19 protein-coding genes are annotated in these 21,174 nt (G+C 72.0%); 11 read left to right on the forward strand and 8 right to left on the reverse strand.

The features are described 5' to 3' along the window. Nucleotides 1-208 precede the first annotated feature (208 nt). The 5 genes from BN1701_RS37760 to BN1701_RS02920 all read left to right on the forward strand — a co-directional run bounded on the left by BN1701_RS37760 (nt 209) and on the right by BN1701_RS02920 (nt 6,852). On the forward strand, nt 209-340 hold the full coding sequence (locus tag BN1701_RS37760; RefSeq protein ID WP_255364555.1) for a hypothetical protein: 132 nt from the start codon (nt 209-211) through the stop codon (nt 338-340). Between the two features lie 128 nt (nt 341-468). After that, nucleotides 469-2,700: a fibronectin type III domain-containing protein gene (locus BN1701_RS02905; RefSeq protein ID WP_054045217.1), complete on the forward strand. Its 2,232-nt coding sequence runs from the start codon at nt 469-471 to the stop codon at nt 2,698-2,700. Further along, a complete protein-coding gene (locus BN1701_RS02910; protein WP_082859626.1) occupies nt 2,697-3,680 on the forward strand; it encodes a MoxR family ATPase in 984 nt (327 codons plus the stop codon). Before BN1701_RS02905 ends, BN1701_RS02910 begins: the two co-directional genes overlap by 4 nt. Next, complete coding sequence (locus tag BN1701_RS02915; RefSeq protein ID WP_054045220.1) at nt 3,677-4,816, forward strand: DUF58 domain-containing protein; 1,140 nt, start codon at nt 3,677-3,679, stop codon at nt 4,814-4,816. Before BN1701_RS02910 ends, BN1701_RS02915 begins: the two co-directional genes overlap by 4 nt. Beyond that, entirely contained in the window at nt 4,813-6,852 is a 2,040-nt protein-coding gene (locus BN1701_RS02920) for a transglutaminase domain-containing protein (RefSeq protein WP_054045222.1), read from the forward strand. Before BN1701_RS02915 ends, BN1701_RS02920 begins: the two co-directional genes overlap by 4 nt. A 6-nt stretch (nt 6,853-6,858) precedes the next feature. Here the strand turns inward: BN1701_RS02920 and BN1701_RS02925 are convergent, their stop codons facing one another. From BN1701_RS02925 to BN1701_RS02945, 5 genes are all read right to left on the reverse strand, one after another. Further along, a complete protein-coding gene (locus BN1701_RS02925; protein WP_054045224.1) occupies nt 6,859-9,045 on the reverse strand; it encodes a serine/threonine-protein kinase in 2,187 nt (728 codons plus the stop codon). Nucleotides 9,046-9,121: 76 nt separating this feature from the next. Then, entirely contained in the window at nt 9,122-10,627 is a 1,506-nt protein-coding gene (locus BN1701_RS02930) for a S8 family serine peptidase (RefSeq protein ID WP_054045227.1), read from the reverse strand. A 112-nt stretch (nt 10,628-10,739) separates the two neighbouring features. After that, nucleotides 10,740-11,138: an OsmC family protein gene (locus BN1701_RS02935; protein ID WP_054045229.1), complete on the reverse strand. Its 399-nt coding sequence runs from the start codon at nt 11,136-11,138 to the stop codon at nt 10,740-10,742. Further along, a complete protein-coding gene (locus BN1701_RS02940; RefSeq protein ID WP_054045231.1) occupies nt 11,135-11,515 on the reverse strand; it encodes a VOC family protein in 381 nt (126 codons plus the stop codon). Before BN1701_RS02940 ends, BN1701_RS02935 begins: the two co-directional genes overlap by 4 nt. Nucleotides 11,516-11,526: 11 nt before the next feature. Next, nucleotides 11,527-12,591 carry an oxidoreductase gene (locus BN1701_RS02945; RefSeq protein WP_054045233.1) on the reverse strand — a complete coding sequence of 355 codons (1,065 nt, stop codon included), beginning with the start codon at nt 12,589-12,591 and terminating at the stop codon, nt 11,527-11,529. A 56-nt stretch (nt 12,592-12,647) separates the two neighbouring features. Between BN1701_RS02945 and BN1701_RS02950 the strand changes: the two genes are divergently transcribed. Then, nucleotides 12,648-13,409: an SGNH/GDSL hydrolase family protein gene (locus BN1701_RS02950; protein ID WP_054045235.1), complete on the forward strand. Its 762-nt coding sequence runs from the start codon at nt 12,648-12,650 to the stop codon at nt 13,407-13,409. A gap of 211 nt (nt 13,410-13,620) precedes the next feature. Here the strand turns inward: BN1701_RS02950 and BN1701_RS02955 are convergent, their stop codons facing one another. Next, nucleotides 13,621-14,670, reverse strand: a complete 1,050-nt coding sequence (locus BN1701_RS02955) for an FAD-dependent oxidoreductase (RefSeq protein WP_054045236.1) — start codon at nt 14,668-14,670, stop codon at nt 13,621-13,623. A gap of 68 nt (nt 14,671-14,738) precedes the next feature. Between BN1701_RS02955 and BN1701_RS02960 the strand changes: the two genes are divergently transcribed. After that, complete coding sequence (locus tag BN1701_RS02960) at nt 14,739-15,170, forward strand: hypothetical protein (RefSeq protein WP_054045239.1); 432 nt, start codon at nt 14,739-14,741, stop codon at nt 15,168-15,170. Here BN1701_RS02960 and BN1701_RS02965 read toward each other — a convergent pair. Both BN1701_RS02965 and BN1701_RS02970 read right to left on the reverse strand, forming a co-directional pair. After that, a complete protein-coding gene (locus BN1701_RS02965; RefSeq protein WP_054045241.1) occupies nt 15,163-15,579 on the reverse strand; it encodes a GNAT family N-acetyltransferase in 417 nt (138 codons plus the stop codon). The two genes, BN1701_RS02960 and BN1701_RS02965, sit on opposite strands and share 8 nt — an antisense overlap. 70 nt (nt 15,580-15,649) lie before the next feature. After that, nucleotides 15,650-16,414 (reverse strand): AraC family transcriptional regulator, encoded by a 765-nt coding sequence (locus tag BN1701_RS02970; RefSeq protein WP_067520495.1) that lies wholly within the window; start codon nt 16,412-16,414, stop codon nt 15,650-15,652. Between the two features lie 83 nt (nt 16,415-16,497). Here BN1701_RS02970 and BN1701_RS02975 point away from each other — a divergent pair, with 83 nt between their 5' ends. Genes BN1701_RS02975 through BN1701_RS02990 form a run of 4 tightly spaced genes read left to right on the forward strand, consistent with a single transcriptional unit; the run spans nt 16,498 to nt 21,168 of the window. Beyond that, nucleotides 16,498-17,082 (forward strand): TIGR03086 family metal-binding protein, encoded by a 585-nt coding sequence (locus tag BN1701_RS02975; protein ID WP_054045243.1) that lies wholly within the window; start codon nt 16,498-16,500, stop codon nt 17,080-17,082. A 53-nt stretch (nt 17,083-17,135) separates the two neighbouring features. Further along, nucleotides 17,136-18,197: an FAD-binding oxidoreductase gene (locus tag BN1701_RS02980; protein WP_054045245.1), complete on the forward strand. Its 1,062-nt coding sequence runs from the start codon at nt 17,136-17,138 to the stop codon at nt 18,195-18,197. A gap of 21 nt (nt 18,198-18,218) precedes the next feature. Then, a complete protein-coding gene (locus tag BN1701_RS02985; RefSeq protein WP_369800481.1) occupies nt 18,219-19,589 on the forward strand; it encodes an FAD-binding oxidoreductase in 1,371 nt (456 codons plus the stop codon). A 28-nt stretch (nt 19,590-19,617) separates the two neighbouring features. Further along, on the forward strand, nt 19,618-21,168 hold the full coding sequence (locus BN1701_RS02990; protein ID WP_054045248.1) for an acetolactate synthase large subunit: 1,551 nt from the start codon (nt 19,618-19,620) through the stop codon (nt 21,166-21,168). Nucleotides 21,169-21,174: the final 6 nt, after the last annotated feature.

Genomic DNA, 21,174 nt, shown 5'->3' on the forward strand with positions numbered 1-21,174 from the left:
AGCGGAAAAACGGCTTCTATCAACGGATTCCGCGCTCAGGCGTTGGGACACTCGGAGTAGTGCCGGGTACCTTTTACAGATATAGCTGGGTTTTCACCACCTCGCGGGAGATGTGTGAACACGCGAGTTCGGCAATTACACCGTTGACACGACGGCGATCCACAGTCCACAGTCGTGCCCGTCCCCCCTGCTGACAAGAGAGGTACCCATGAGACGCCGTACCCTGCTGCTGATCGCCTCGATCGTGGCCGCCGCCGGCCTGGCCATCGCCGCGCCGTCCGCTTTCGCGGGCTCGGCCGACACATTCGAGACCAACTCGAAGTGCTGCGCGACGCCTTGAAGAGAATCGCCATCGCCTTGACCGCGGTGCGATAGCGAATGATTTTCTCGTACCACCCCACTAGATAGTCGGTTCCGACCAAAGCGTCTCCCCAGCCCGATACGATCCCGGCGGGCCAGGGAGGGTCAATGACCGTGGGATCACGTACGGCGGAAACCATCCGCCGTTTCACAAGCAAGCGCGGACGCGGCCGTGAGTCGGCCAGCTTCGGCGCCGCCGCCCTCGGCGTACTGCTGCTGGCCGGGGCGGCACTGGGGAACGGGATCTCCCGGACCGCGGTCGAGGTCTCCGACGGGCTGACCTGGCTCGCCGACGAGCAGCGCGGCGAGGTAGTCCAGGTCAACCCGGCCTCCGGCAGGCCGGAGACCCGGCTGCAGGTGTCCGGCAGCGACTCCCAGCTCGACATCACGCAGAAGGACGGCGTGCTGGTCGTGCTCGACCGGCGCACCGGCCAGATCACCGTGATCGACCTGGCCACACTGCTCGCCAGCGGCAGGCGACAGGCTCCCCCCGGCGGGTCGAGCAAGGTCCTGCTGGTCGCGGGCAGGCTCTACATCGTCGACCGGGCGAGCGGCTCGGTCGTCAACGCCGACCCGATCACGCTGGCCGACATCGGCGAACCGTGGCTGGCGGGGCTTCCGCTGGCCGACGCGGTCACCGACGAGTCCGGCGTGCTGTGGGTGGTCGACCACGGCGGCACGCTGCGGGCCCTGGAGTGGTCCGACGAGGAGAACAAGTTCGTCGAGAGGTCCGAGCGCCCGGTGTCCGGCGCCGGTCCGCGCACCGCCCTGGTCCCGCACGAGCGCGGTGTGACGCTGTTGGGTCTGGAGGGCGGCGTCGTCCTGCGCGACGGCACCGACGAGGACCTCACCGCCACGACCGCGCGGCAGGGCGGCGATGTGCTCGCCGCGCAGACCAGCCCGCCCGGTCTCGCCCCGGCCTCGATCCCGGATACGGGCACGGTCGTACTGGTCAGCGGGTCCGAGGTGCTGCGCGTCGACGTCGCGACCCTGGGCTGCGCGCGGCCAGGACGGCCCGTGGTCTACCGCGACAAGATCTACATCCCGTGCCGGGGCACCGGCCGCGTGATCGTGCTCGACCGCTCGGGCAAGCGCGGCGGCGACGACGTGCGCACCACCGGCACCGGTGACCCGCAGCTGGTCTTCGACGACGGCAAGCTGTTCATCAACGCCCCGGGCGCCGAGACCGGCGTCATCGTCGACCCGGACGGCACGACGCGCTCGGTGGTCATCCGCAGCCCCGAACTGCAGGTCACCAACCCCGATCGCTCCCCGCCGCCCTCGCCGCCGAGCCCGCCCCGCCCGAACCCGACCGAACCGACGCGCACCCGGCCGAACCAGCCCACGTCGACTAACGCTCCGACCACCGTGGTCGCTCCTGGCACCACCGACCCCAGCGGCTCGCCTGTGCCTACCACCGCGACCTCGGGACCGCGGACGGGCAACGCGCCCGGTGTTCCGCCGGGTGTCGCGGCGTCGCTGAACGGCCGCACGGCCAACGACATCACCGTCGACATCCGCTGGGGCGCGGCCACCGACAACGGCTCGCCGATCTCCGGATACGTGGTGACCGCGCGCGGCGGGTTCTCGGGTTCGACCAACACCGCGCAGGTCGCGGGCACGTCCACGACGATGACGCTGAGCTGCGCGGGAACCCAGTTCTGCCAGAACGGGCGGCTCGACCTGTCCGTCGTGGCGGTCAACCAGGTCGGCCAGGGTGCCGCGGGCACCGCGGTGTGGTCGGTTCCGCAGTCCACGACCACCCAGCCGCGGCCGACCACGACGACCCCGCCCGCGCCGACCACGCAGCCGCCTCCGCCGCCCACGACGACGCAGCCGCCCCCTCCGCCGCCGACGACCACCCAGCCGCCGCCCCCGCCGCCCGCCCCGGTGCCGACCGCGGGCGCGGTGGTGATCACCGCGCACACCGCGACCGGCTACAGCAGGCGGCTGACCATGGCCCCGCCCGCGGACTGGGCCAACCACGACGGCGCGTGCGTGGTCGTGAACAAGACCTATGACTACAGCGAGCCGATCGCGTGCGACGCCACCACCGCGAACATCGCGGTCGAGGAAGGCTCCAACATGGTCGTGGTGCGGGCGACCGCGCGCGACGGCAGCCGCTCGGTCGAGTCGGCGACGCGGCGGATCAGCTTCCCGATCCAGAACGAGTGCAGGCCTGGCCGGATCTGTCCGATCCCGAACGCCGCCAGCGATCCGGTGAGCAACGAGGTCTCGTCCGGCCCGATGGTAGGTGCGGGCATCGGTCTGCTCGCCACCGCGGCCCTGCTGCGGTTCGGCGTCCGGCGCCGTGAAGAAGAGGAAGACGACAAGCAGTGACAACGGTGACAGGCCCGGCGATCGGTGAGCAGGAGATCGCCTCGTTCCGCGCGCTGCACACGCGGGTGGGCGACGCGGTGGAGACCGCGCTGCGCGGCAAGCGCGAGGTGATCGACCTGGTGCTGGTGGCGATGTTCGCGGGCGGACACGTGCTGTTGGAAGACGTGCCCGGCACCGGGAAGACGACGCTGGCCCGCGCGGTAGCCGGGGCGCTGGGCGGGCTGTCGCGGCGGGTGCAGTTCACCCCGGACCTGCTCCCGTCCGACGTCACCGGCACGTCGGTCTACGAGCCGCAGACCGGTCAGGTCCGGTTTCGGCCGGGGCCGGTGTTCGCCAACGTCGTGCTCGCCGACGAGATCAACCGCGCGGCGGCCAAGACTCAGTCGGCGCTGCTGGAGGTCATGGAGGAGCACACGGTGACCGTCGACGGAGTCGGGCACTCGGTGCCCGAGCCGTTCCTGGTGGTCGCCACCCAGAACCCGATCGACCTCGACGGCACCTACCGGCTGCCCGAGGCCCAACTCGACCGGTTCATGCTGCGCACCTCGATCGGCTACCCGGAGCCGCAGCACGAACTCGACGTGCTGCGGCCGGGCAGCGGCGCCGGGCTGATCGCGCGGGTGCCGACGGTGACCAGCCCGCAGCAGGTCGCCGAGGCGGGCCGCAGGCTCGCCACCCTGCACGTGGCCGACCCGATCCTGCGCTACATCACCGATCTCGGTGTCGCGACCCGCGCCGACGAGCGGCTGCGGCTGGGCGCGTCCACCCGTGGGCTGCGGGCGCTGGTCCGCTGCGTGCAGGTCTACGCCGCGGCCAACGGACGGCACTTCGCGGTGCCCAGCGACGTGCAGCGGCTCAGCGCCCCTGTGCTGGCCCACCGGCTGGTGCTGACCCGCGAGGCGCAGCTCTCCGGGGCCACGACGGCCGAGGTGCTGGCCGACGTGGTGTCCCGGGTCGAGGTGCCGCGGCCGACCCCATGACCGTGCGCTTGACCGCCCGCGGCGTCGGCGCGCTGGTACTCGGGGCACTGCTGACCGGGTGCGGACTCTGGTGGCGGTACCCGGGCCTGGCGGCGTTGGGGATCTCGCTGACGCTGATCTTCCTGGTCGGTGTCGCGTCGGTGCTGTTCGCCGCTCCGGTCACGCCGGTCCGCACCGTTCGGCCCCGCACCGTGCAGCGGTTGGGCGCGTGCACGGGCACGCTGGAGCTGACGAGCCGGGCCAAGCGGCTGCGGGTGCTGCTGGACGGCACCGACGAGATCGCGGGCGAGCCGGTGCCGGTCGACATCCCGGTGCTGGCGCCCGGCGAGCGGACCAAGCTCGACTACCGCATCCCGACCGACCGCCGCGGCGTGTGGCAGGTCGGTCCGCTGACCCTGCGCAGGCGCGGCCTGGCGGCGCTGGCCGAGGCCCGCACGACGGTGGGTTCGGTGATCGAGGTCCGGGTTGTGCCGCGCGTGCTGCCGGTGCGCGGGCTGCCTTCCGGCGCCCGACGCGGACAGGTCGGCGCCGACGAACGGGTCGAGCGCGGCGGCACGGACCTGGTGGGGCTGCGCGAATACGTGCCCGGCGACGACCTGCGCCGCCTGCACTGGGCGACCAGTGCGCGGACCGGCACGCTGATGATCCGCGAGGACGCCGACCCGGCCCGGCCCCACCTGGCCGTCGTTCTGGACGACCGCGCCGCGGGCTACCCGGACCCGCGGCAGTTCGAGGACGCCGTCGAGGTCGCGGCCTCGCTGCTGACCGCGGCCATCGGCGACGGGCACCCGGTGCGCCTGCTGACCGTGTCCGGTTCAGTCGACGTCGAGGTCGCCGCCAGCACTGTCGACGGTGACGCGGCCGCTGTGCTCGCGGCGCTGGCGGAACTGGGCATGGCCGACGGGGTGGCGGCGGCGTCGGTGCCCGTGCGGGACCTTGATGTCGTAGCCGTGATCTGCGGTGCGGAGTCGGAGCTGTCCGCGCTGCTGCTCGAAGCAGGCCGCGCGGCGTTCGGCGTGGTGCTGTCTGTCGACCCGAGCGCGTCGGGATTGTCGGCCCTGGGTGGTGTACTCGTGGTGCGGGCGGCGGATGCGGAAGGCCTGCTGCGGGCGTGGGACACGGGGATAGCGCGGTGATCACTGGGTTCCGGGCCGGGTGGGCGGCCGTGCTGTTGGTGTTGGCGGCGTTCCCGTTGGCGGCGGGCTGGTCGGGGTCGGTGGCGTGGCCGGTGTTCGCGGGTGCGGTCGTCGTCGCCTTCGCGGCCGTGCTCGTGGCGAACGCGGTGAAGCTGACGGGTGGGCTGACGCTGTCCGTGCTGCTCCTCGGCGGTTTGGCCGCGGGCTACTTCGTGGCCAGGGGCGCGATCGCGGGCGGTCCGGTGGAGGTGCTGCGCGACAGCGTTCCCCGGCTGCTGACTTCGGCGCGCCCCGCGCCGCCCACGCTCGATCTGCTGATGCCTGGCGCCTTGCTGGTCTTCCTGGTGGCCGTGGTCGTCGCGGTGTCACTGGCGGGCAGGTCGCTGATCGGTCCGCCCGCCGGGGCCGTGGTGATCTACACCGCCGGTGCGCTGCTGACGGCAGGTCGGGCGGACGAGCGCGGGCTCATCGCCTGCGTGATCGTCGTGCTGTCCGCGCTCGGCTGGGTGCTGATCGACCGCGCCGAGTCGGCTCGGAAAGCGCCGGTGGTACCTCCGACCGCGGTGTTGACCGTGCTGGCCGCGGTGGCCTTGGCCGCCGGGGTGCTGCCCGGTCGCGGTGCGTTCGAGCCGCGCGAGCTGGTGCGGCCCCCGGTGACCGATGTCGACGTCGCCAATCCCTTGCCCAAACTGGCGTCCTGGGCGGCGATGGCCGACACCGAGCTGCTGCGGGTGCGCGGTCCGGAGCTGCCGGTCCGTCTCGTCGCGCTGGCCGACTACACCGGCGCGGCCTGGCAGGCGTCGTCGCTCTACGGTCCGATCGGGGCGGTGTCGCCGCCGGATCTGCCGCCGGGAGAGCGGGTCGAGGAGACCGACGTGGAACTGGTCGTCGGCGCCCTCGACGGGACGTGGCTGCCGACCATGGGCAGGCCGACGTCGACCAGCCTCGGTGACGTGATGGTCGACCCCGACTCCGGTTCGCTGGTGTTGGCCAGGGGCCTGGCCCCCGGGCTGCGCTACGAGATGCACGGCGTGGTGGACAAGCCCCTCGACGAGGACCTGGCGACCGCCAAGGTGCCCGATCTGCGCCGCTACCTCGACCTGCCCGGACTGCCCGCGACCCTGGCCGACTACGCGCGCCAGGCCGTGGTCAACACCGCGACCCCGTACGAGCGGGCCGTCGCGCTCGAACAGGTCGTGCGGCTCGACCGCCACCCCGACGCCGAGGCCCCGGTCGGCTCGTCCTACGCGCGGATCGAGCAGTTCCTATTCGGCCCCGCGGGCGACGCGGGCGCGGGCAAGGGCACCGCGGAGCAGTTCGCCACCGCGTTCGCCGTGCTGGCGCGCGCCGTCGGCCTGCCGACCCGGATCGCGGTCGGCTTCCAGCCGGTCCCGGAAGGGCCGGACGGCTACCGGGTCATCCGCGGCATCGACGCGACGGCGTGGCCGGAGGTGTACTTCTCCGGCTGGGGCTGGGTGCCGTTCGACCCGGTCGCGGGCACCGACAGCGGCACCAGCGCGGCCGCCAAGCGCGAGGTCCTCAACCGCCTCGCGTCCACCACGGCCAAGCCGACGGTCCCGGCGACCGACCTGCCGGACCTGGTCATCCCCACCACCCAGCCCGCGACCGACGCCGCCCCGCCGCACACGAGGTCGCGCCAGTGGATCCTGTTGGCGGGAATCGGCGCGCTTCCCCTGCTGGTGCTGATCCTCCTGGCGACCCTGCGCGCGGGCCGCCGCTCCCGCCTGCGCCGCGCGGGTCCACTCGGCGCGTGGGCGTACGTGCTCGACCACCTCATGCTCGCGGGACGGCGCCCCGCGCGTCACCTCGCCGCACCGGACATCGCCGCGACCACCCCCGGTCCGGCCCAGGCGCTCGCCGACCTCGCCGACCGGGCCGCGTTCGCCCCCGAGGAAACCGCGTCGGGCGACGCCTGGAAACTCGCGCGGGCGGTGCGGGCGGGTGTGCGCAAGTCCGTGCCGTGGCACCGAAGGATCTTCTGGGGCGTGGACCCTAGGCCGCTGCGCCGACGCTAGTGGGTACTAGTTTCGCACCGCGCAGACCCGCGTCGATGAGCCTTTGTTCGTGGCGGGGTCGACCAGGCCGATCGCGACCAGCTGAAAGCAGTACTGCTTGGCCTTCGGATCGAGATCGGGGACGAGGAAGGTCGTCTTCCCCGGGTCCACACCGGACACATACTTGGGCTTGGCCGACTGCGCGGTGACGTCGTAGAGGACGAAGTGGGCCTGGCCCTTGGTGGGGTCGGTCCAGAACACCTCGATCGTGGACCCGTTGTCCTTCAACCGGTTCAGCACAGGTGCGGTGTTCGGGTTGCCGCCCTCCGCGATACCGCCGGACGTGGACGGCGGTCCGGTGGTCGGCGGCACGGTCGTGGACACCGACGCCTCGGTGGTCTTCGGCGGTGGCTTGGCGGTGCTCCCGTCGTCGGCGGCGAGGATCCCGATCCCGACCCCGACGATGCTCACCACCACCGCGGCGAGCCCCCACGCCCAGGCTCGCGACCGGCGGACAGGGGCGGACTCGTCTGGTGTGCGATCGGTGGCGTCGAAGTCGAGCAGATCCCAGTCCCGGGGCTGGTCGTCGACCGGCCTGGCGTGCGGCCACTGGCTGCCGGGATCGACCGGGGCAGCGGTGACGGGGGAGGTGCGCACGGTCCGCTCACCCGCCGGGAACACCGGAACGGGCGGCAAGCCACTCGAAGGTGTTGGCGGCGAAGTCATCGGGGGCGCGTACGCCGCACCTGTCGGGAGAGCGGTGGCCGAGTTCGTCAGGCTGGCGGGTGCCGCACCGGTCGGGAGAGTGGCGGGTGAGTTTGTCGGATTGGCGGGTGCCGCACCCGTCGGGAGAGCGGCGGGCGAGTCCATCCGGGTGGTGGGTGCCGCACCCGTCGGTGGTGCGGCAGGCGATTCCAACGGCGTGGCAGGCGCACCCATCGGTGGTGCGGCGGGTGAGTTCATCGGCGTCGCGGCTGTGAGCGGTGTGGGTGGTGAGTCCACCGTCCGTGCGCGCGCCGGATCCGTCCGCCGCGGTTGTGCCTGCGGCGACGAGCCCGCCTCCAGCGGTGCGCCCGCCGATGGGCCGAAGTCCACCACCACCGGCACTTCCAGCTGCCGAACCGTCAGGTCCGCCAGCTTGCCCGTCATCGTCCCCCGCGACTCGTCCACCACCGGCGCGCGCACTGGTTCCGGCATCGGTTCCGCTTCGGGCGGTGTCGGTGTCGGGCCGAAATCGGTGAACGACCCCGCCACCAGGTGACTGGTGCGCTCGACCGGCGCCATCGCCGTCGCGTCGGCGTCCACAGTGGACACTTTCGCCGGGTTCGCGGGGGCCGGGCCCCATCGTCGGACCTCGGCGCCCACCTCGGCCAGGGCGTCGCGCAGTGCCGCCGCGTCCGGGAAGCGGTCGGCGCGGTCCTTGCGCAAGCAGCGGGTGATCACGGCGGTGAGCTCAGGTGGCACATCCGGCCTGGTCAGCGGGCGCGGCTCGGCCGACCGGATCCGGCCGAGGTACGGCAGCACCGTGTCCTCGTCCGGGTTGTCCGACGCGAACGGCGGCACGCCCTCCAGCAGCGAGAACAGGGTCGACCCGAGCGACCAGACGTCATCGGCGGCGGCGGGTGCGGCACCGTCGATCATCTGGGGCGCGGCGTGCCGGTAGCTGACCATCTGCAGTGACGCCGAGTGGCCCGCGTCGGCGCCGCGGGCGATGCCGAAGTCGGCCAGGACGTAGGACGTGGGGAGCACGAGGATGTTCTGCGGCTTGACGTCGCGGTGCAGGAAACCCTGGGCGTGGGCGAACGCCAGCGCGTCGGCCACCGCCGTGCCCGCCGCGACCACCTCGACCACCGGCAGCGGGCCACGCTCGCGCAGCCGGTCTTGCAGCGAGCCGAGGTCGTAGAACTCCATGACGATGCACGGGCGCCCACCGGGAACCGTCCCCGTGTCGAGCACGGTCACGATGTGCGGGTGCTGCCGCCCGAGCCGGACGGTGATCTCCAGCTCCCGCTGGAAGCGCGCCAGCGTCGCCGGGTCGTCGACCTGCAGCACCTTGACCGCCACATCGCGGCCGAGGCCGTCCTGCCGCGCCCGGTAGACCGTGCCCTCGCCGCCTTGGGCGACCAGCCGGAAGTCGCTGTAGCCGGGCAGGCTGATCGAGCCCGCCGCGGGTTCAGCCTGCCTGGGCGCCCAGGCGAGCAGTTCGTCGTCCACCGCCGCATCGTATCCAGGCACGGTCCGGCGCGGACGGTGGTTGGCCGGGGCGGATGGCCCCGGCCAACCGGCCGAATCAGCTGACAGCCTTCAGTGCGTCGACCTCACCGGCGCCGTAGAAGCTGTTGTGGCCCCTGCCGCCCTGGCAGGTCTGCGGGGCCCCGCTGTTCTGCGGGAACGGCGCGTAGATCGACGTGTCCGGGCACGCCAGCGGGTTGGTCGCCTGCTGGAGCCGAGCCGCCACCGCGCCGGGGCTGCCGCCGCGGACCGACAGCAGCAGGGCCGCGACGCCGACCGCGTGCGGACCGGCCATCGAGGTGCCCTGGGCGTAGCAGTACTTCGCGCCCGTGCCGGGGTCGAACACGGTCCGCGCGGGCAGACACGCCGCCGTCGCGGGCCAGGTCGAGAGCACCCGGCCGTTCACCGTCGACCCCACCTGCAGGCGCGAGTCGCCACCGGGGGCGGCGACGTCGGCGGTGGACACGCCATAGGACGAGTAGAACGACTTGAGCCGCAGGCTGCCCGTCGCGGTCACGCCGACCACGCCGGGAACCTCGACCGGCACGACCGAGCAGGTGTTGGTGATCTCGCGCTCCTGCTCGCTGCCCGGCGGGAAGTCCGGGCTGATGACGTCCACCCTCGGGTGCGACAGGTCGGTGCTGTCATTGCCCTGCGAGGCGACCACCAGCACGCCGTTGGACTGCGCGTAGCGGATGGCGCGTCGCTCGGCGTTCCAGATCGCGCGCTGCTCCGGATCGTTCTTGCAGTTGAACAGCCACGGGTCGGCGAAGTAGCTGTTGTTCGTCACGTGGATGCCGTGCGTGGCCGCCCACATGAACGAGCAGATCACCATCTCCGGGAAGAAGAACCCGTCGTCGTTGCTGGACTTGATGCCCGCGATCTTCACGTTCGGCGCGACACCGACGATGCCGGAGCCGTTGGCCGCCGCTGCGATGGTGCCCGCGGTGTGTGTGCCGTGCCCGTTGGCGTCGTTGCCAGGCAGCAGCGGGGCGGGCGCACCGCTGGAGCAGTCCGTGCTGCGCGAGGCGTCATAGTTGGGTGCGATGTCCGGGTGGGTGAAGTCGAGACCGGTGTCGAGGTCGCCGACGATCACCGAGCTGCTGCCGCCGGTGATCGCGTGCGCCTGCGGCACGTTGATCTGGGTCATGTCCCACTGCCTGCCGGACAGGGTGTCACCCCAGGCGGCCAGCACGTCGGCGGGTGCCGCGGCGTCGTCGGCCGCGGCGGCCGGGAGCCGGACGCCGAAGCCGCCGGTCGAGCTGACGCCCTCCACGCCCGCGGCCCGCTTGACTGTCGCGGCGAACCCGCCGCTGCCCGAGCGGGCGACGACGACCCCGATCTGGGAGTAGTTCGCCACGACCGAGCCGCCCGCGGCCTGGACGGCACTGGCCGAGCTTGCGGCCGATGCCCCCTGGCGGAACACGACGACATAGGTGGATTGCGCCGAATCGGTGGTTCCGACGGCGTTGGTGGCACCGATGGGTGCGACGAGCAGCGCGGCTGTCAGCCCGAGTAAGGCGGGCAGCGCGCGTCTGCGCGACTGAACGGTTGCGTGCTTCATGTGCAGGCCTCCGGGTTACTGCTGGTGGCCCCCTGAATGGCGTAGTCGTACTGCCCCTGTGGTGGATCCCCACCACTGCATCGCCAGGACAGTCGATTTCGTACCGTTCGAACTAGCGGAATCTCAAGTCCGCCGATGCCGACTGTTTCAGCGTGCGAGTCACAGTACAAAGCGCCGCGACCGCCCGCTGGACGACTGACCGCAACTCGTCCTGGGCTGCGGCGTCGAGGGCGGACAGGTCGAGGTCGAGCAGCAGGTCGACGCCGTCGAGCTGATGGGCGCCGGGCGGCCGAACGTCCGCGGCGGTCACCCGCAGCGGTACCTCGCCCGCGCGCCGGACGATCAGTTCCTCGCCGGTCACCGCGACACAGCCCGCCGCGGCGGCCAGGAGGAGTTCGACCGGACTGAACGATCCCTCCTGGCCGACGCGGCCGATGCTGACCTCGGCGCCCCGGTCGTTGCGGGCGACGAACTCATGGGTGCCCGTGCGCACGACGTCGATCGAGCTCACTGGGCGGCCGTGCTCTCGGCTTCGCCCCGCTCGACGCAGAACTCGTTGCCCTCGGGGTCGGCGAGCACGACCCAGCCGCGGCTGTCAGGCCTGCGCTGATCGTCCACCAGCGTCGCACCGTGGCCGATCAGGCGCTCGACCTCCGCGTCGCGGGTGTCGACCGGGCACAGGTCCAGGTGCACCCGGTTCTTGGCCACCTTCGGCTCGGGGACCTTGATGAAGAGCAGCCGCGGGCCCGCGGGCAGCTCGATCAGCACCTCGTCGTCGCCAGGTTCGTCATCCGGGTGGACCGGCTGACCGACCACCCCACTCCACCAGGTCGCCAGCTTGTACGCGTCGGCACAGTCGATGGTGATGCTGTGGATGATGGAGCGCAACGTCGGTCCCTTCAGCTGGTTAGCCGCAGGAGTCCCACGCGGCCGGTGGCGCCCGACGCCCAGCAGGCGCCGTCGCGCGCGCAGTCAACCGTGTCGAATGTACCGGCGTCGAACTGTTTCCAGGTCCGGCCGCTGTCGAGGGTGTAGTCGCTGCCGGTCGGCCCGACGGCGATCGCGGCGGTCTGGACGAACGGGTGCCAGGCCACGCCCGAGCGGTAGCCCTGCGGCGCGTTCGACGGCTTCTGCCAGGTCGCGCCCGCGTCCCGGCTGGTGCCCAGCGCGTCGGTGCCGTTGGTGGGCGCGGCGAAGTCGCCGCCGACGGCGATCCCGCGCTTGGTGTCGCGCCACGCCGTGGCGAACACGCCCGCGCTCGGCCCGCTGGCGAGAACGGTGTCGGCGACGGTCCAGGTGCGGCCGCGGTCGCGGCTGTGCAGCACCCGCGCCTTGGCGCCGCCGCCGGTGGCGATCCACGCGTCCCGACCGCCCGCGACGCTGACGCACTGGCCGCTCGCGGCGAAGGCGAACTCGCCGTCAAGGGCGGCGGGCATGCCGTCGGAGGGCAGGACGGACCAGGTCTTGCCGCCGTTGTCGGTCGACAGGACGCGGAACTTGCCGTCGACCGGGTCGCTCAACGCGATCCCGTGCCTGCGGTCCCAGAACGCCAGGCAGTCGTAGAACGCGGTGGGCTCGGTGTTGCGGAAGGTCTCGGTCCACGTCGAGCCGCCGTCGGTGGTCCGGTAGATGCGGGAGTCCTCGCCGGGGCCGATGCTCATGGCCACTGCGTTGTCCGCGTCGAACGCCTGGATGTCGCGCAGCTGCAGCGCGGCGGCGTCCGGGGGCGTCGTGAGCTGCCAGGTGGCGCCGCCGTCGACGGTCCGCAGGACCGTGCCCCCGCTGCCGCTGGCCCACGCCACGCGGTGGCTCACCGCGGACAGGCCGCGCAGGCGGGCGGTGGATCCGGTGGGGGAGAGCTGCCAGGTCGGAGTGAGCCCGGGCGCCGGGGTTGCCGTCGCCGGGGCCTGCAGCAAACCGACAGCCACCGCGGCGAGCGCGGCGATGATCAAGGGTCGCTTCATGTGGCCGGAACCTATCCGACCTCGCCCGCTGAGACCAGGCTCTAAGCTGGCGGCCTGTGAGTACCTATCGCAGCTTCGTCGCCCTGGGCGACTCGTTCACCGAGGGCATGTCCGACGACCTGCCCGACGGCACCTGCCGGGGCTGGGCCGACCTCGTCGCCGACCGCCTCGCCGCCGAGCGATCCGGGTTCCGGTACGCCAACCTGGCGATCCGCGGCAAGCTGGTCCGCCAGATCGTCGACGAGCAGGTCGACGCCGCCGTGGCGATGAAGCCCGACCTGGTCAGCTTCGCGGGCGGGATGAACGACGTCCTGCGCCCAGGCTGCGACGTCGACGCGGTGACCCGAAAGATCACTGAGGCGGCCGGTGCGCTGGCCGGGGCAGGCGGCAGGCTCATGCTGTTCCGGGTGATCGACCCGACCGGCCGGATGCGGGGCAGCGCCCGGCTGATGCCGCGCATCACCCGGCTGCTCTCGGTGGTCGACGCGCTGGCCGCCAAGCACGACGCGATCGTGGTGGACCTGTTCTCGGAGAAGGTGTTCGACTCGCCCGCACTGTGGGCCGAGGACCGGATCCACCTCAACGCCGAGGGCCACCGCCGCGTCGCGGAGGCGACCGTGCGGGCGCTGGGCCTGCCCGGATCGTTCGACTGGACGGCCCCGGTGCCCACCGCGGCACCGCTCTCGCTGGCCTCCCGGGTGCGGGCCGACGTCCGGTGGGCCCGGGTGCACCTGAGCCCATGGATCGGCAGGCGCCTGACCGGCCGCTCGTCCGGCGACGGCCGGGTGGCCAAACTCCCGGTCCTGACCCCGCGCTGACCGCGCTCCACCAGATGACAGGCGACGTGGCGGCGGCAACGCGGAACACCGCCGTAGACGGACAGGTCGCCCAAGGGAAGCACCGGTGGGCGGTCGCGGAGCCGGTTCCACCTCGCGATCGGTCGTAAGCGGGTGGCGGCCCGGACCAGGGAACAGGTCGAGCGGATCCGGGTGGGATCGCGTCGGTCAGCCTGCTTGCGGCCGCCGAGGGTCAGGCCGCGGTGCGGGCGGGCAGCAGCTTGCGCAGGTCGTTCACCGCGGCGCGACCCGCGCGGTTGGCAGCGATAGTGCTGGCCGAAGGGCCATAGCCGACCAGGTGTACGCGGGGATCGGCGACGACGCGCGTGCCGTCCATGGTGATCCCGCCGCCCGGTCCCCGCAGCCGCAGCGGGGCAAGGTGGTCCAGCGCGGCCCGGAAACCGGTCGCCCAGAGGATCATGTCCGCCTCGGCGAAGCGGCCGTCCGCCCAGCTCACACTGGTCGGCGTGATCCGGTCGAACATCGGCAGCCGGTCGAGCACCCCACTGCGTCGCCCCTCGATCACCTCGGGGGTCAGTCCCAGCCCGGTGACGCTGACGACGCTTGCGGGGGACCGTCCCGCCCGCACCGCCTCATCGACGCGCGCCACCGCCGCCCGGCCGTCCTCCTGGGTGAACGGGCCCGTGCGGAAGATCGGCGGACGCCGGGTGACCCAGGTGGTCCCGGCGGCGAGCGGCGCGATCTCCAGTAGCGCCTGGACCGCCGAAGTTCCGCCGCCGACCACCACGACCCGCTTGCCGGTGAAGTCCTCCGGTCCTCGGTAGTTCGCGGTGTGGAGCTGCGTGCCGAGGAAGTCCGACTGACCGGGGTAGTGCGGCCAGAACGGCTTGTCCCAGGTCCCGGTCGCGTTGATCAGGGCCTGTGCGGACCAGACGCCGTGGTCGGTGTCGATCCGCAGCCCGCTCTCGTCGGTCACCGAGCGCACCTCGACCGGGCGCAGCACCGGCAGGTCGAACGCCCGCTCGTACGCGCCGAAGTAGTCGGCCACCACCTCCGCCGCGGGCCTGCCCTGGTCGCGCTCGCCGAGAGGGAAGTCGGGCAGGTCGTGGATCCCGTGCACCCGGCCCAGCCGCAGCGTCGGCCAGCGGTGCCGCCACGCGCCGCCAGGGCCGGCGTTGGCGTCGATGACGACGAAGTCCAGGCCGACCCGGCGCAGGTGATAGGCGCTGGAGAGCCCTGCTTGGCCCGCTCCGATGACGGCGACGTCCACCTCGGTGGTCATATCCGCTACAACAACCGCCGCCGTCCAGCCTTCCCCGCGACCGCGTCTGATCGGTCACACTGGCGGGCATGACCGACCACCGCGAGCTGGCCCGAACCCTGTTCAACAGCGTGTGGGACCTGCTCGACCGGACCGACCGCGGCCCGGCCGACGACGACCGCATGATCCACATGGCGCACGCGTCGCGGTACCACTGGGGCGAGGTCGGCACCGCGCAGAACCTCATCCGCGGTGAGTGGCAGTGCGCCCGGGTCTACGCGGTCCTCGGCCGGTCCGAGCCCGCGCTGTGGCACGGGCAGCGCGCGCTGGCGCTGTGCAAGGAGCACGGCGTTCTCGTGGGCCTGATCGGTGCGGCCCGCGATGGCGTGCGCTCTGGCGATGGCCTCGTAGGCGAAGCCAAGGTCGAAGTCGGCCACGTCGACAAGGCCAACGAGGTCTCCATCGCCGACCCGGAGGACCGTGACCACCTCAAGAAGGACCTCGCGTCCGTGCTCAGGTGAACCGCGGCGCACGTTCGAGATAGGTGCCGTCCGGCTCGGTGAAGCCGAACGGGCGGTACAGGTCGTGCGCGTCCTCGGTGTGCAGCATCCACCGGAACCGCGCCCCCGGGCCGTCGTCGATCATCGCGCGGACCATCGCCTTTGCGATCCCCTGGCCGCGCGCGCTCCGCACCACGTGAAGGTCGGACAGGAACGCGAACGCGACGCCGTCGGAGGTCGCCCTGGCGAAGCCGACCTGGGCGCCGGTCGCCCGGTCATAGGCGCCGATGAGCCGCCACGCGCTCGCGACCTGGGTCGCGAAGTCCTCGCGGGTCCGCCAGCGGGCCCAGTAGGCCTCGGTCGACAGGAACGCCCACGCCGCGTCGACGTCGATCCGATCGCGATCGCTGTCCACTTCAAACTCACTCATGCGGCCACCTCACAAGATCGGTGGCTCCACGCGCGAAGGCACTGTTTCGATGATTCACCCGCGAGCTCGCTCATGGCCGCAATGTAGCCGCGTACCGCGCCGGGGTAATCCCAATATTCGCCCGGAAGTCGCGGGTGAAGTGGGCCTGGTCGCTGTAGCCCAGCTCCACCGCGAGACTCGCCCAGTCGACGTCGCCGCCCACTTCGGCCCGCGCGGCGGCCTCGTGCATGCGTAAGCGCCGGATGACCCACTTCGGCCCGACGCCCACGTACTCGTTGAACAGCCGCTGCACCGAGCGCACCGCCAGCCCCGACTCGCGCGCGAGATCGTCCACTCTGGACACGCCGTGCTCGATGGCGGCGACCATCGCGCGCACGTCCCGCACCACCGGGTCGACCTCGGGCCTGCGTGCCAGCAGCACAGCCTCGGCGGCGGCCACCATCGCCGCGTCGTCGCCCGCCGACAGCACCGTCTCCGGCGCCACGTCGAGGAAGTCGGGGACCACCTTGTCCGTCAGCGTCGACACGGGCCTGCCCAGCCACGGCCGGAACCCGCCGGGATGGAACCGGACGCCGAGGACGTGTCCCTCGCCGATGAGCCTGCGAACGAACCGCCCGCGCATCACGCCGTAGAGCAGGGTGCCTTCGGGCTCGAACACCAGGTGGACATTCGGGTGTGGGACCACCTGCTGCTCGTGTGGAGTCGTGCGCCGCCACGACACCAGCCAGTAGTACTCGACGAAGTCGGCCAGTTCCGCCGAGGGTGCCCGCGTGCTCAAGTCGAACTTGGTGCGCGCCGCCTGCGCACCAAGCACGCCTTTGCGTGGGACCGGCACAGCGAGAACCGTATCCCTGCCCACCGACAGTTTGTCGCGTTTGTTCAAGACCGCAGGTCAGAGCCGCTTCTAGCGTGGCGGGCATGGACAAGCAGACATTGATGGAGCGGGCCGCAGCTGGAGCCCACGCGGTCGTTCGCAACGTCAAGCCCGACATGTACGACCGCCCGACCCCGTGTGCCGACTGGGATGTCCGCACGCTGGCGAACCACCTGACGCACTGGTCCGCCGTCGTCTCCGAGCGCACGGCGCGCAAGCTGCCGGTGCCCGCCGACGGCTCGGAAGCCGAGGGCACCGACTACGCCGCCGAGGCCGACTGGCCGGAGTTCTTCGCCGAGCGCCTTGACCGCGCCGTGGGCGCCTGGGGCGCACCCGGCGCCTGGGAGGGCGAGTCGGTCATGGCGTCGGACCCCCGCCCCGCCGACTTCATCGGCAAGATGCTCTACGGCGAACTGGTGCTGCACGGCTGGGACCTCGCGAAAGCCACCGGCCAGGACTTCGACATCGACCCCGACCTCGCCAAGGCCGCGCTGGCCGACGCCGAGGAGATCGCGGTGATGGCTCGCGAGTGGGCGGCCTTCGGCGCCGAGGTGCGGGTTCCCGACGACGCGTCGACAGTGGACCGACTGCTCGCCGTCACCGGCCGCGATCCGAACTGGCGGCCGTAGCGGCGGACGACATTTCCATCGGTTCGACCTGGCGTGGTCGTAGTCTCGCGAGCATGACAGGTGACGTGGTGGTGATCGGCGGCGGAATCGCCGGGGTGTCGGTCGCGGCCGAGCTGGCGGCTACGCGGGATGTCGTTCTCGTGGAGGCCGAGCCGATGCTCGCCCGGCACACCACCGGCCGTTCCGCCGCCATCTTTCTGCCCAGTTACGGCGGCCCGGTCGTCCGCGCGCTCGCCGCGGCCAGCCTGCCGCGCTTCGACCCGGACCTGCTGTCCCCGCGCCACATGGTCTGGGTGGCCACCGACGAGGAGGGCAAGGACACGATCGACGGCTATCTCGCCGACGGCACCGCCGAACCCATCACCACCGCGCAGGTCCAGGCCATGTTCCCCGCGTTGCGCCCCGAGGCCGTCCTCGCCACCGCGCTGGAGCCCGGCACCCGGGACCTCGACGTGATGGGCCTGCACCAGCACTACGTCCGCCTGCTCAGGTCCCGTGGCGGCGAGATCCGCATGGATGCCCCCGTCACGGCTCTGACCAGCGACGACAACGGTTGGCGGGTCACCGTGGGTGCCGAGGAGCTGCGGGCGCGGACGGTCGTCAACGCGGCGGGCGCCTGGGCCGACCGGCTCGCCGCGATGGCGGGCGTCCCCCAACTTGGCCTGACCCCGCTCCGTCGGACCGTCGCCATCGCCGTCGGCGCCACCCCGGTCGACCCGGCCTGGCCGCTGGTCTGCGACGCCGCCAACCACTTCTACCTGCGCCCCGAAGGCCAAGGCGTGCTCATTTCGCCCGCCGACGAGACCCCCAGCGAGCCGTGCGACGCCAAACCGGACGAACTCGACATCGCCATGGTCATGGAGCTGGTCAACGACGTCACGACCTTGGCACTGCGGTCGGTGCGCACCGCCTGGGCGGGCTTGCGGACGTTCACCCCGAGCCGGGTCCCGACAGTGGGCGAAGCGGCGCCGGGCTTCCACTTCTTCGCGGGTCAGGGCGGCTACGGCATCCAGATCGCCCCGGCGCTGGCCGCCGCGGGCGCCGCGATCATCCTCGGCGAGCCGGTCCCCGCCGACATACCCGTGACACCCGAAGACCTCTGGGCGCCGAGCTGATCCGGCCACTATGTTGATGTGATGGACATCGGGGCCAAACTCGCCGACATCGTCGGCGCGGATCATGTGATCGCCGGATCCGACGCGTCGGAGGACTACTCGCACGACGAAACGCTGTCGTCGGCGCCGGTCCGCCCCGCCTTCGTGGTCCGGCCGTCGTCGGCCGAGCAGGTCGCCGACATCCTGCGCCTGGCCACCGAGACCGGCACCCCGGTCACCGCGCGTGGGTCCGGCAGCGGCCTGTCCGGCGCCGCCGTGCCCCGCGCCGACGGTCTGCTGGTGTCCTTCGAACGGATGAACCAGATCGTCGAGATCGACACCGACAACCACGTCGCCGTCGTCCAGCCCGGCGTCACGCTCCAGGAACTCGAAGAGCGCACCGCCGCAGAAGGGCTCGTGTACCCGGTCTACCCCGGCGAGCTGAGCGCGAGCCTGGGTGGAAACGTCGCCACCAACGCGGGTGGGATGCGCGCGGTGAAGTACGGGGTCACCCGCCACCACGTCCTGGGCCTGCAGGCGGTCCTGCCGACCGGCGAGATCCTGCGCACGGGCGGCAAATTCGTCAAGGCGAGCACCGGCTACGACCTCACCCAGCTCATCGTCGGCTCGGAGGGAACCCTCGCGCTGGTCACCGAGGCCGTGTTGAAGCTGCAGCCGCGCGTGCGCCACCAGGCCACCGTGCTTGCCCCGTTCGGTGACCTCGGCTCGGTGGTGCGGGCGGTGCCGAAGATCGTCGGCAGCGGCATCGGGCCGCTGATCCTGGAGTACATCGACGCGATGACCATGGGCGCGATCACCTACACCGCCGACCTCAAACTCGGCATCCCCGACGAGGTCCGCGACACCGCACAGGCCTATCTCGTCGTCATGCTGGAGAACCGGCTGGCGGGCAGGCTCGCCGCCGACGTCGAGGAGGCCGCCAAACTGCTCGGCGAGCTGGGCGCGGTCGACGCGTACGTGCTGGACGGAACCGCCGCCCGCAAGCTCATCGAGGCTCGGGAGAAGGCGTTCTTCACCGCGAAGGGAGCCGGTGCCGACGAGGTGATCGACACGGTGCTGCCCCGCGCGACGTTGCCGCGGTTCATGGCCAAGGTCACCGAGATCGCCCAGGCCAACGAGACCTTCGTGGTCGGCTGCGGGCACGCGGGCGACGGCAACGTCCACCTCGCGGTGTTCCAAAAGGACGAGGCGAAGCGGTCGGCGGTGCTGCACGGCCTGTTCGAGGCGGGCATGGCCCTGGGCGGGGCGATCTCCGGCGAGCACGGCATCGGCCACGCCAAGAAGCAGTACTTCCTTGAGCTGGAGGACCCGGCCAAGGTCGACCTCATGCGGCGCGTCAAGCAGGCGTTCGACCCGGCCGGGATCCTCAACCCCGGCGTCCTGTTCGACTGATACCCGTACCCGGCAAGAGAAGGACCACATGAACGGCGCACAGTCCCTGATCCGCACGCTGGTCGACTCCGGTGTCGACGTGTGCTTCGCCAACCCGGGTACCTCGGAGATGCACTTCGTCGCCGCGCTCGACGACGTCCCCAAGATGCGTGGGGTGCTCGCGCTGTTCGAGGGCGTGGTGACCGGCGCCGCGGACGGGTACGGGCGGATGGCCGACAAGCCCGCCGCGACCCTGCTGCACCTGGGCCCGGGCATGGTCAACGGCATGGCGAACCTGCACAACGCCCGCCGCGCGCACACCCCGATCGTCAACGTCATCGGCGACCACGCCCTGCACCACAAGGGTTTCGACGCGCCGCTCGAATCCGACATCGACGCGCTCGCCGAGTGGACGCACGGCTGGAACCGGACCTCGCGGGACAGCGCCGAGGTCGGCCGGGACGCCGCCGAGGCCGTCGCCGCCGCGATGGCCGCGCCAGGCCGGTTGGCCAACCTGACTCTCCCCGCCGACGTCTCCTGGGGCGACGGGGGCGTGGCCGCCACCCCGGTCGACGTGCCCGCCGCGTCCACTGTGGACGACTCGGTGATCGCGGGTGTCGCGGAAGTGCTGCGCTCCGGTGAGTCGGCGGTATTGTTGCTGGGCAAGGGAGTCACACGCGAGCGGGGTTTGCGCGCGGCGAGCCGGATCTCGGTCGCGACCGGCGCCAAGGTCTTCGTCGAGACCTTCCCCGCCCGCTTCGAGCGCGGCGAGGGCCTGCCCGCCGTCGACCGCCTCGGCTACCTCGCCGAGCAGGTCCAGTGGCAGCTCACCGACGTCAAGCACCTGATCCTGGTCGGCGCCAAGGCGCCCATCTCGTTCTTCGCCTACCCGGGCAAGGCCAGCGAGCTGACCCCGGACGGCTGCGAGGTGCACACCCTGGCCGACCTCGGCAGCGACACAGCCCACGCGCTCGACCGCCTCGCCGACGACGTCGCCGCCGACGCCGAACCCGTGCTGCAGCAGGCTTCCCGGCCCGCGCTGCCCTCGGGCGTGCTCACCCCGCAGAACTGGGCCGTGGTGATCGGCGCTCTCCTGCCCGACCGCGCGATCGTCTCCGACGAGGCCAACACGTCCGGCCTGATGATCCCGATGGTGACCGTGGGCGCGCCCCGGCACGACGTGCTCACCCTGACCGGCGGGGCGATCGGCCAAGGCCTGCCGGTCGCGGTCGGCGCCGCCGTCGCGTGTCCGGACCGCCCGGTGATCAGCCTTCAGTCCGACGGCAGCGCGATGTACACGATCTCGTCGCTGTGGACCATGGCGCGGGAGAACCTGAACGTCACCGTCGTGATCCTGAACAACCGCGCCTACGCGATTCTGCGGATGGAGCTGACCAGGGTCGGCGCGCAGGGCGGGCCCGCGGCGAACTCGCTGCTGGATCTGTCCACACCGGACATGGATTTCGTGCGGATCGCCGAGGGCATGGGTGTTCCGGCGACCAGGGCGAACACGGCGGAGGAACTGGCCGAGCAGTTCAGCCGCGCGCTGGCCGAGCCAGGCCCGCACCTCATCGACGCGATGGTGCCGTCGCTGATCTGACGAAGG

This window comes from Alloactinosynnema sp. L-07 (genome assembly GCF_900070365.1).
GTDB lineage: Bacteria > Actinomycetota > Actinomycetes > Mycobacteriales > Pseudonocardiaceae > Actinokineospora.

Coding starts and splice junctions, on each gene's coding strand:
- BN1701_RS02955 (WP_054045236.1), bottom strand. CDS start 14,670: ATGACCACCGAGGTGGACGTCGCCGTCATCGGAGCGGGCCAAGCAGGG.
- BN1701_RS02945 (WP_054045233.1), bottom strand. CDS start 12,591: ATGAAGCGACCCTTGATCATCGCCGCGCTCGCCGCGGTGGCTGTCGGT.
- BN1701_RS37760 (WP_255364555.1), top strand. CDS start 209: ATGAGACGCCGTACCCTGCTGCTGATCGCCTCGATCGTGGCCGCCGCC.
- BN1701_RS02990 (WP_054045248.1), top strand. CDS start 19,618: ATGAACGGCGCACAGTCCCTGATCCGCACGCTGGTCGACTCCGGTGTC.
- BN1701_RS02975 (WP_054045243.1), top strand. CDS start 16,498: ATGGACAAGCAGACATTGATGGAGCGGGCCGCAGCTGGAGCCCACGCG.
- BN1701_RS02915 (WP_054045220.1), top strand. CDS start 3,677: ATGACCGTGCGCTTGACCGCCCGCGGCGTCGGCGCGCTGGTACTCGGG.
- BN1701_RS02965 (WP_054045241.1), bottom strand. CDS start 15,579: ATGAGTGAGTTTGAAGTGGACAGCGATCGCGATCGGATCGACGTCGAC.
- BN1701_RS02905 (WP_054045217.1), top strand. CDS start 469: ATGACCGTGGGATCACGTACGGCGGAAACCATCCGCCGTTTCACAAGC.
- BN1701_RS02985 (WP_369800481.1), top strand. CDS start 18,219: ATGGACATCGGGGCCAAACTCGCCGACATCGTCGGCGCGGATCATGTG.
- BN1701_RS02980 (WP_054045245.1), top strand. CDS start 17,136: ATGACAGGTGACGTGGTGGTGATCGGCGGCGGAATCGCCGGGGTGTCG.
- BN1701_RS02960 (WP_054045239.1), top strand. CDS start 14,739: ATGACCGACCACCGCGAGCTGGCCCGAACCCTGTTCAACAGCGTGTGG.
- BN1701_RS02930 (WP_054045227.1), bottom strand. CDS start 10,627: ATGAAGCACGCAACCGTTCAGTCGCGCAGACGCGCGCTGCCCGCCTTA.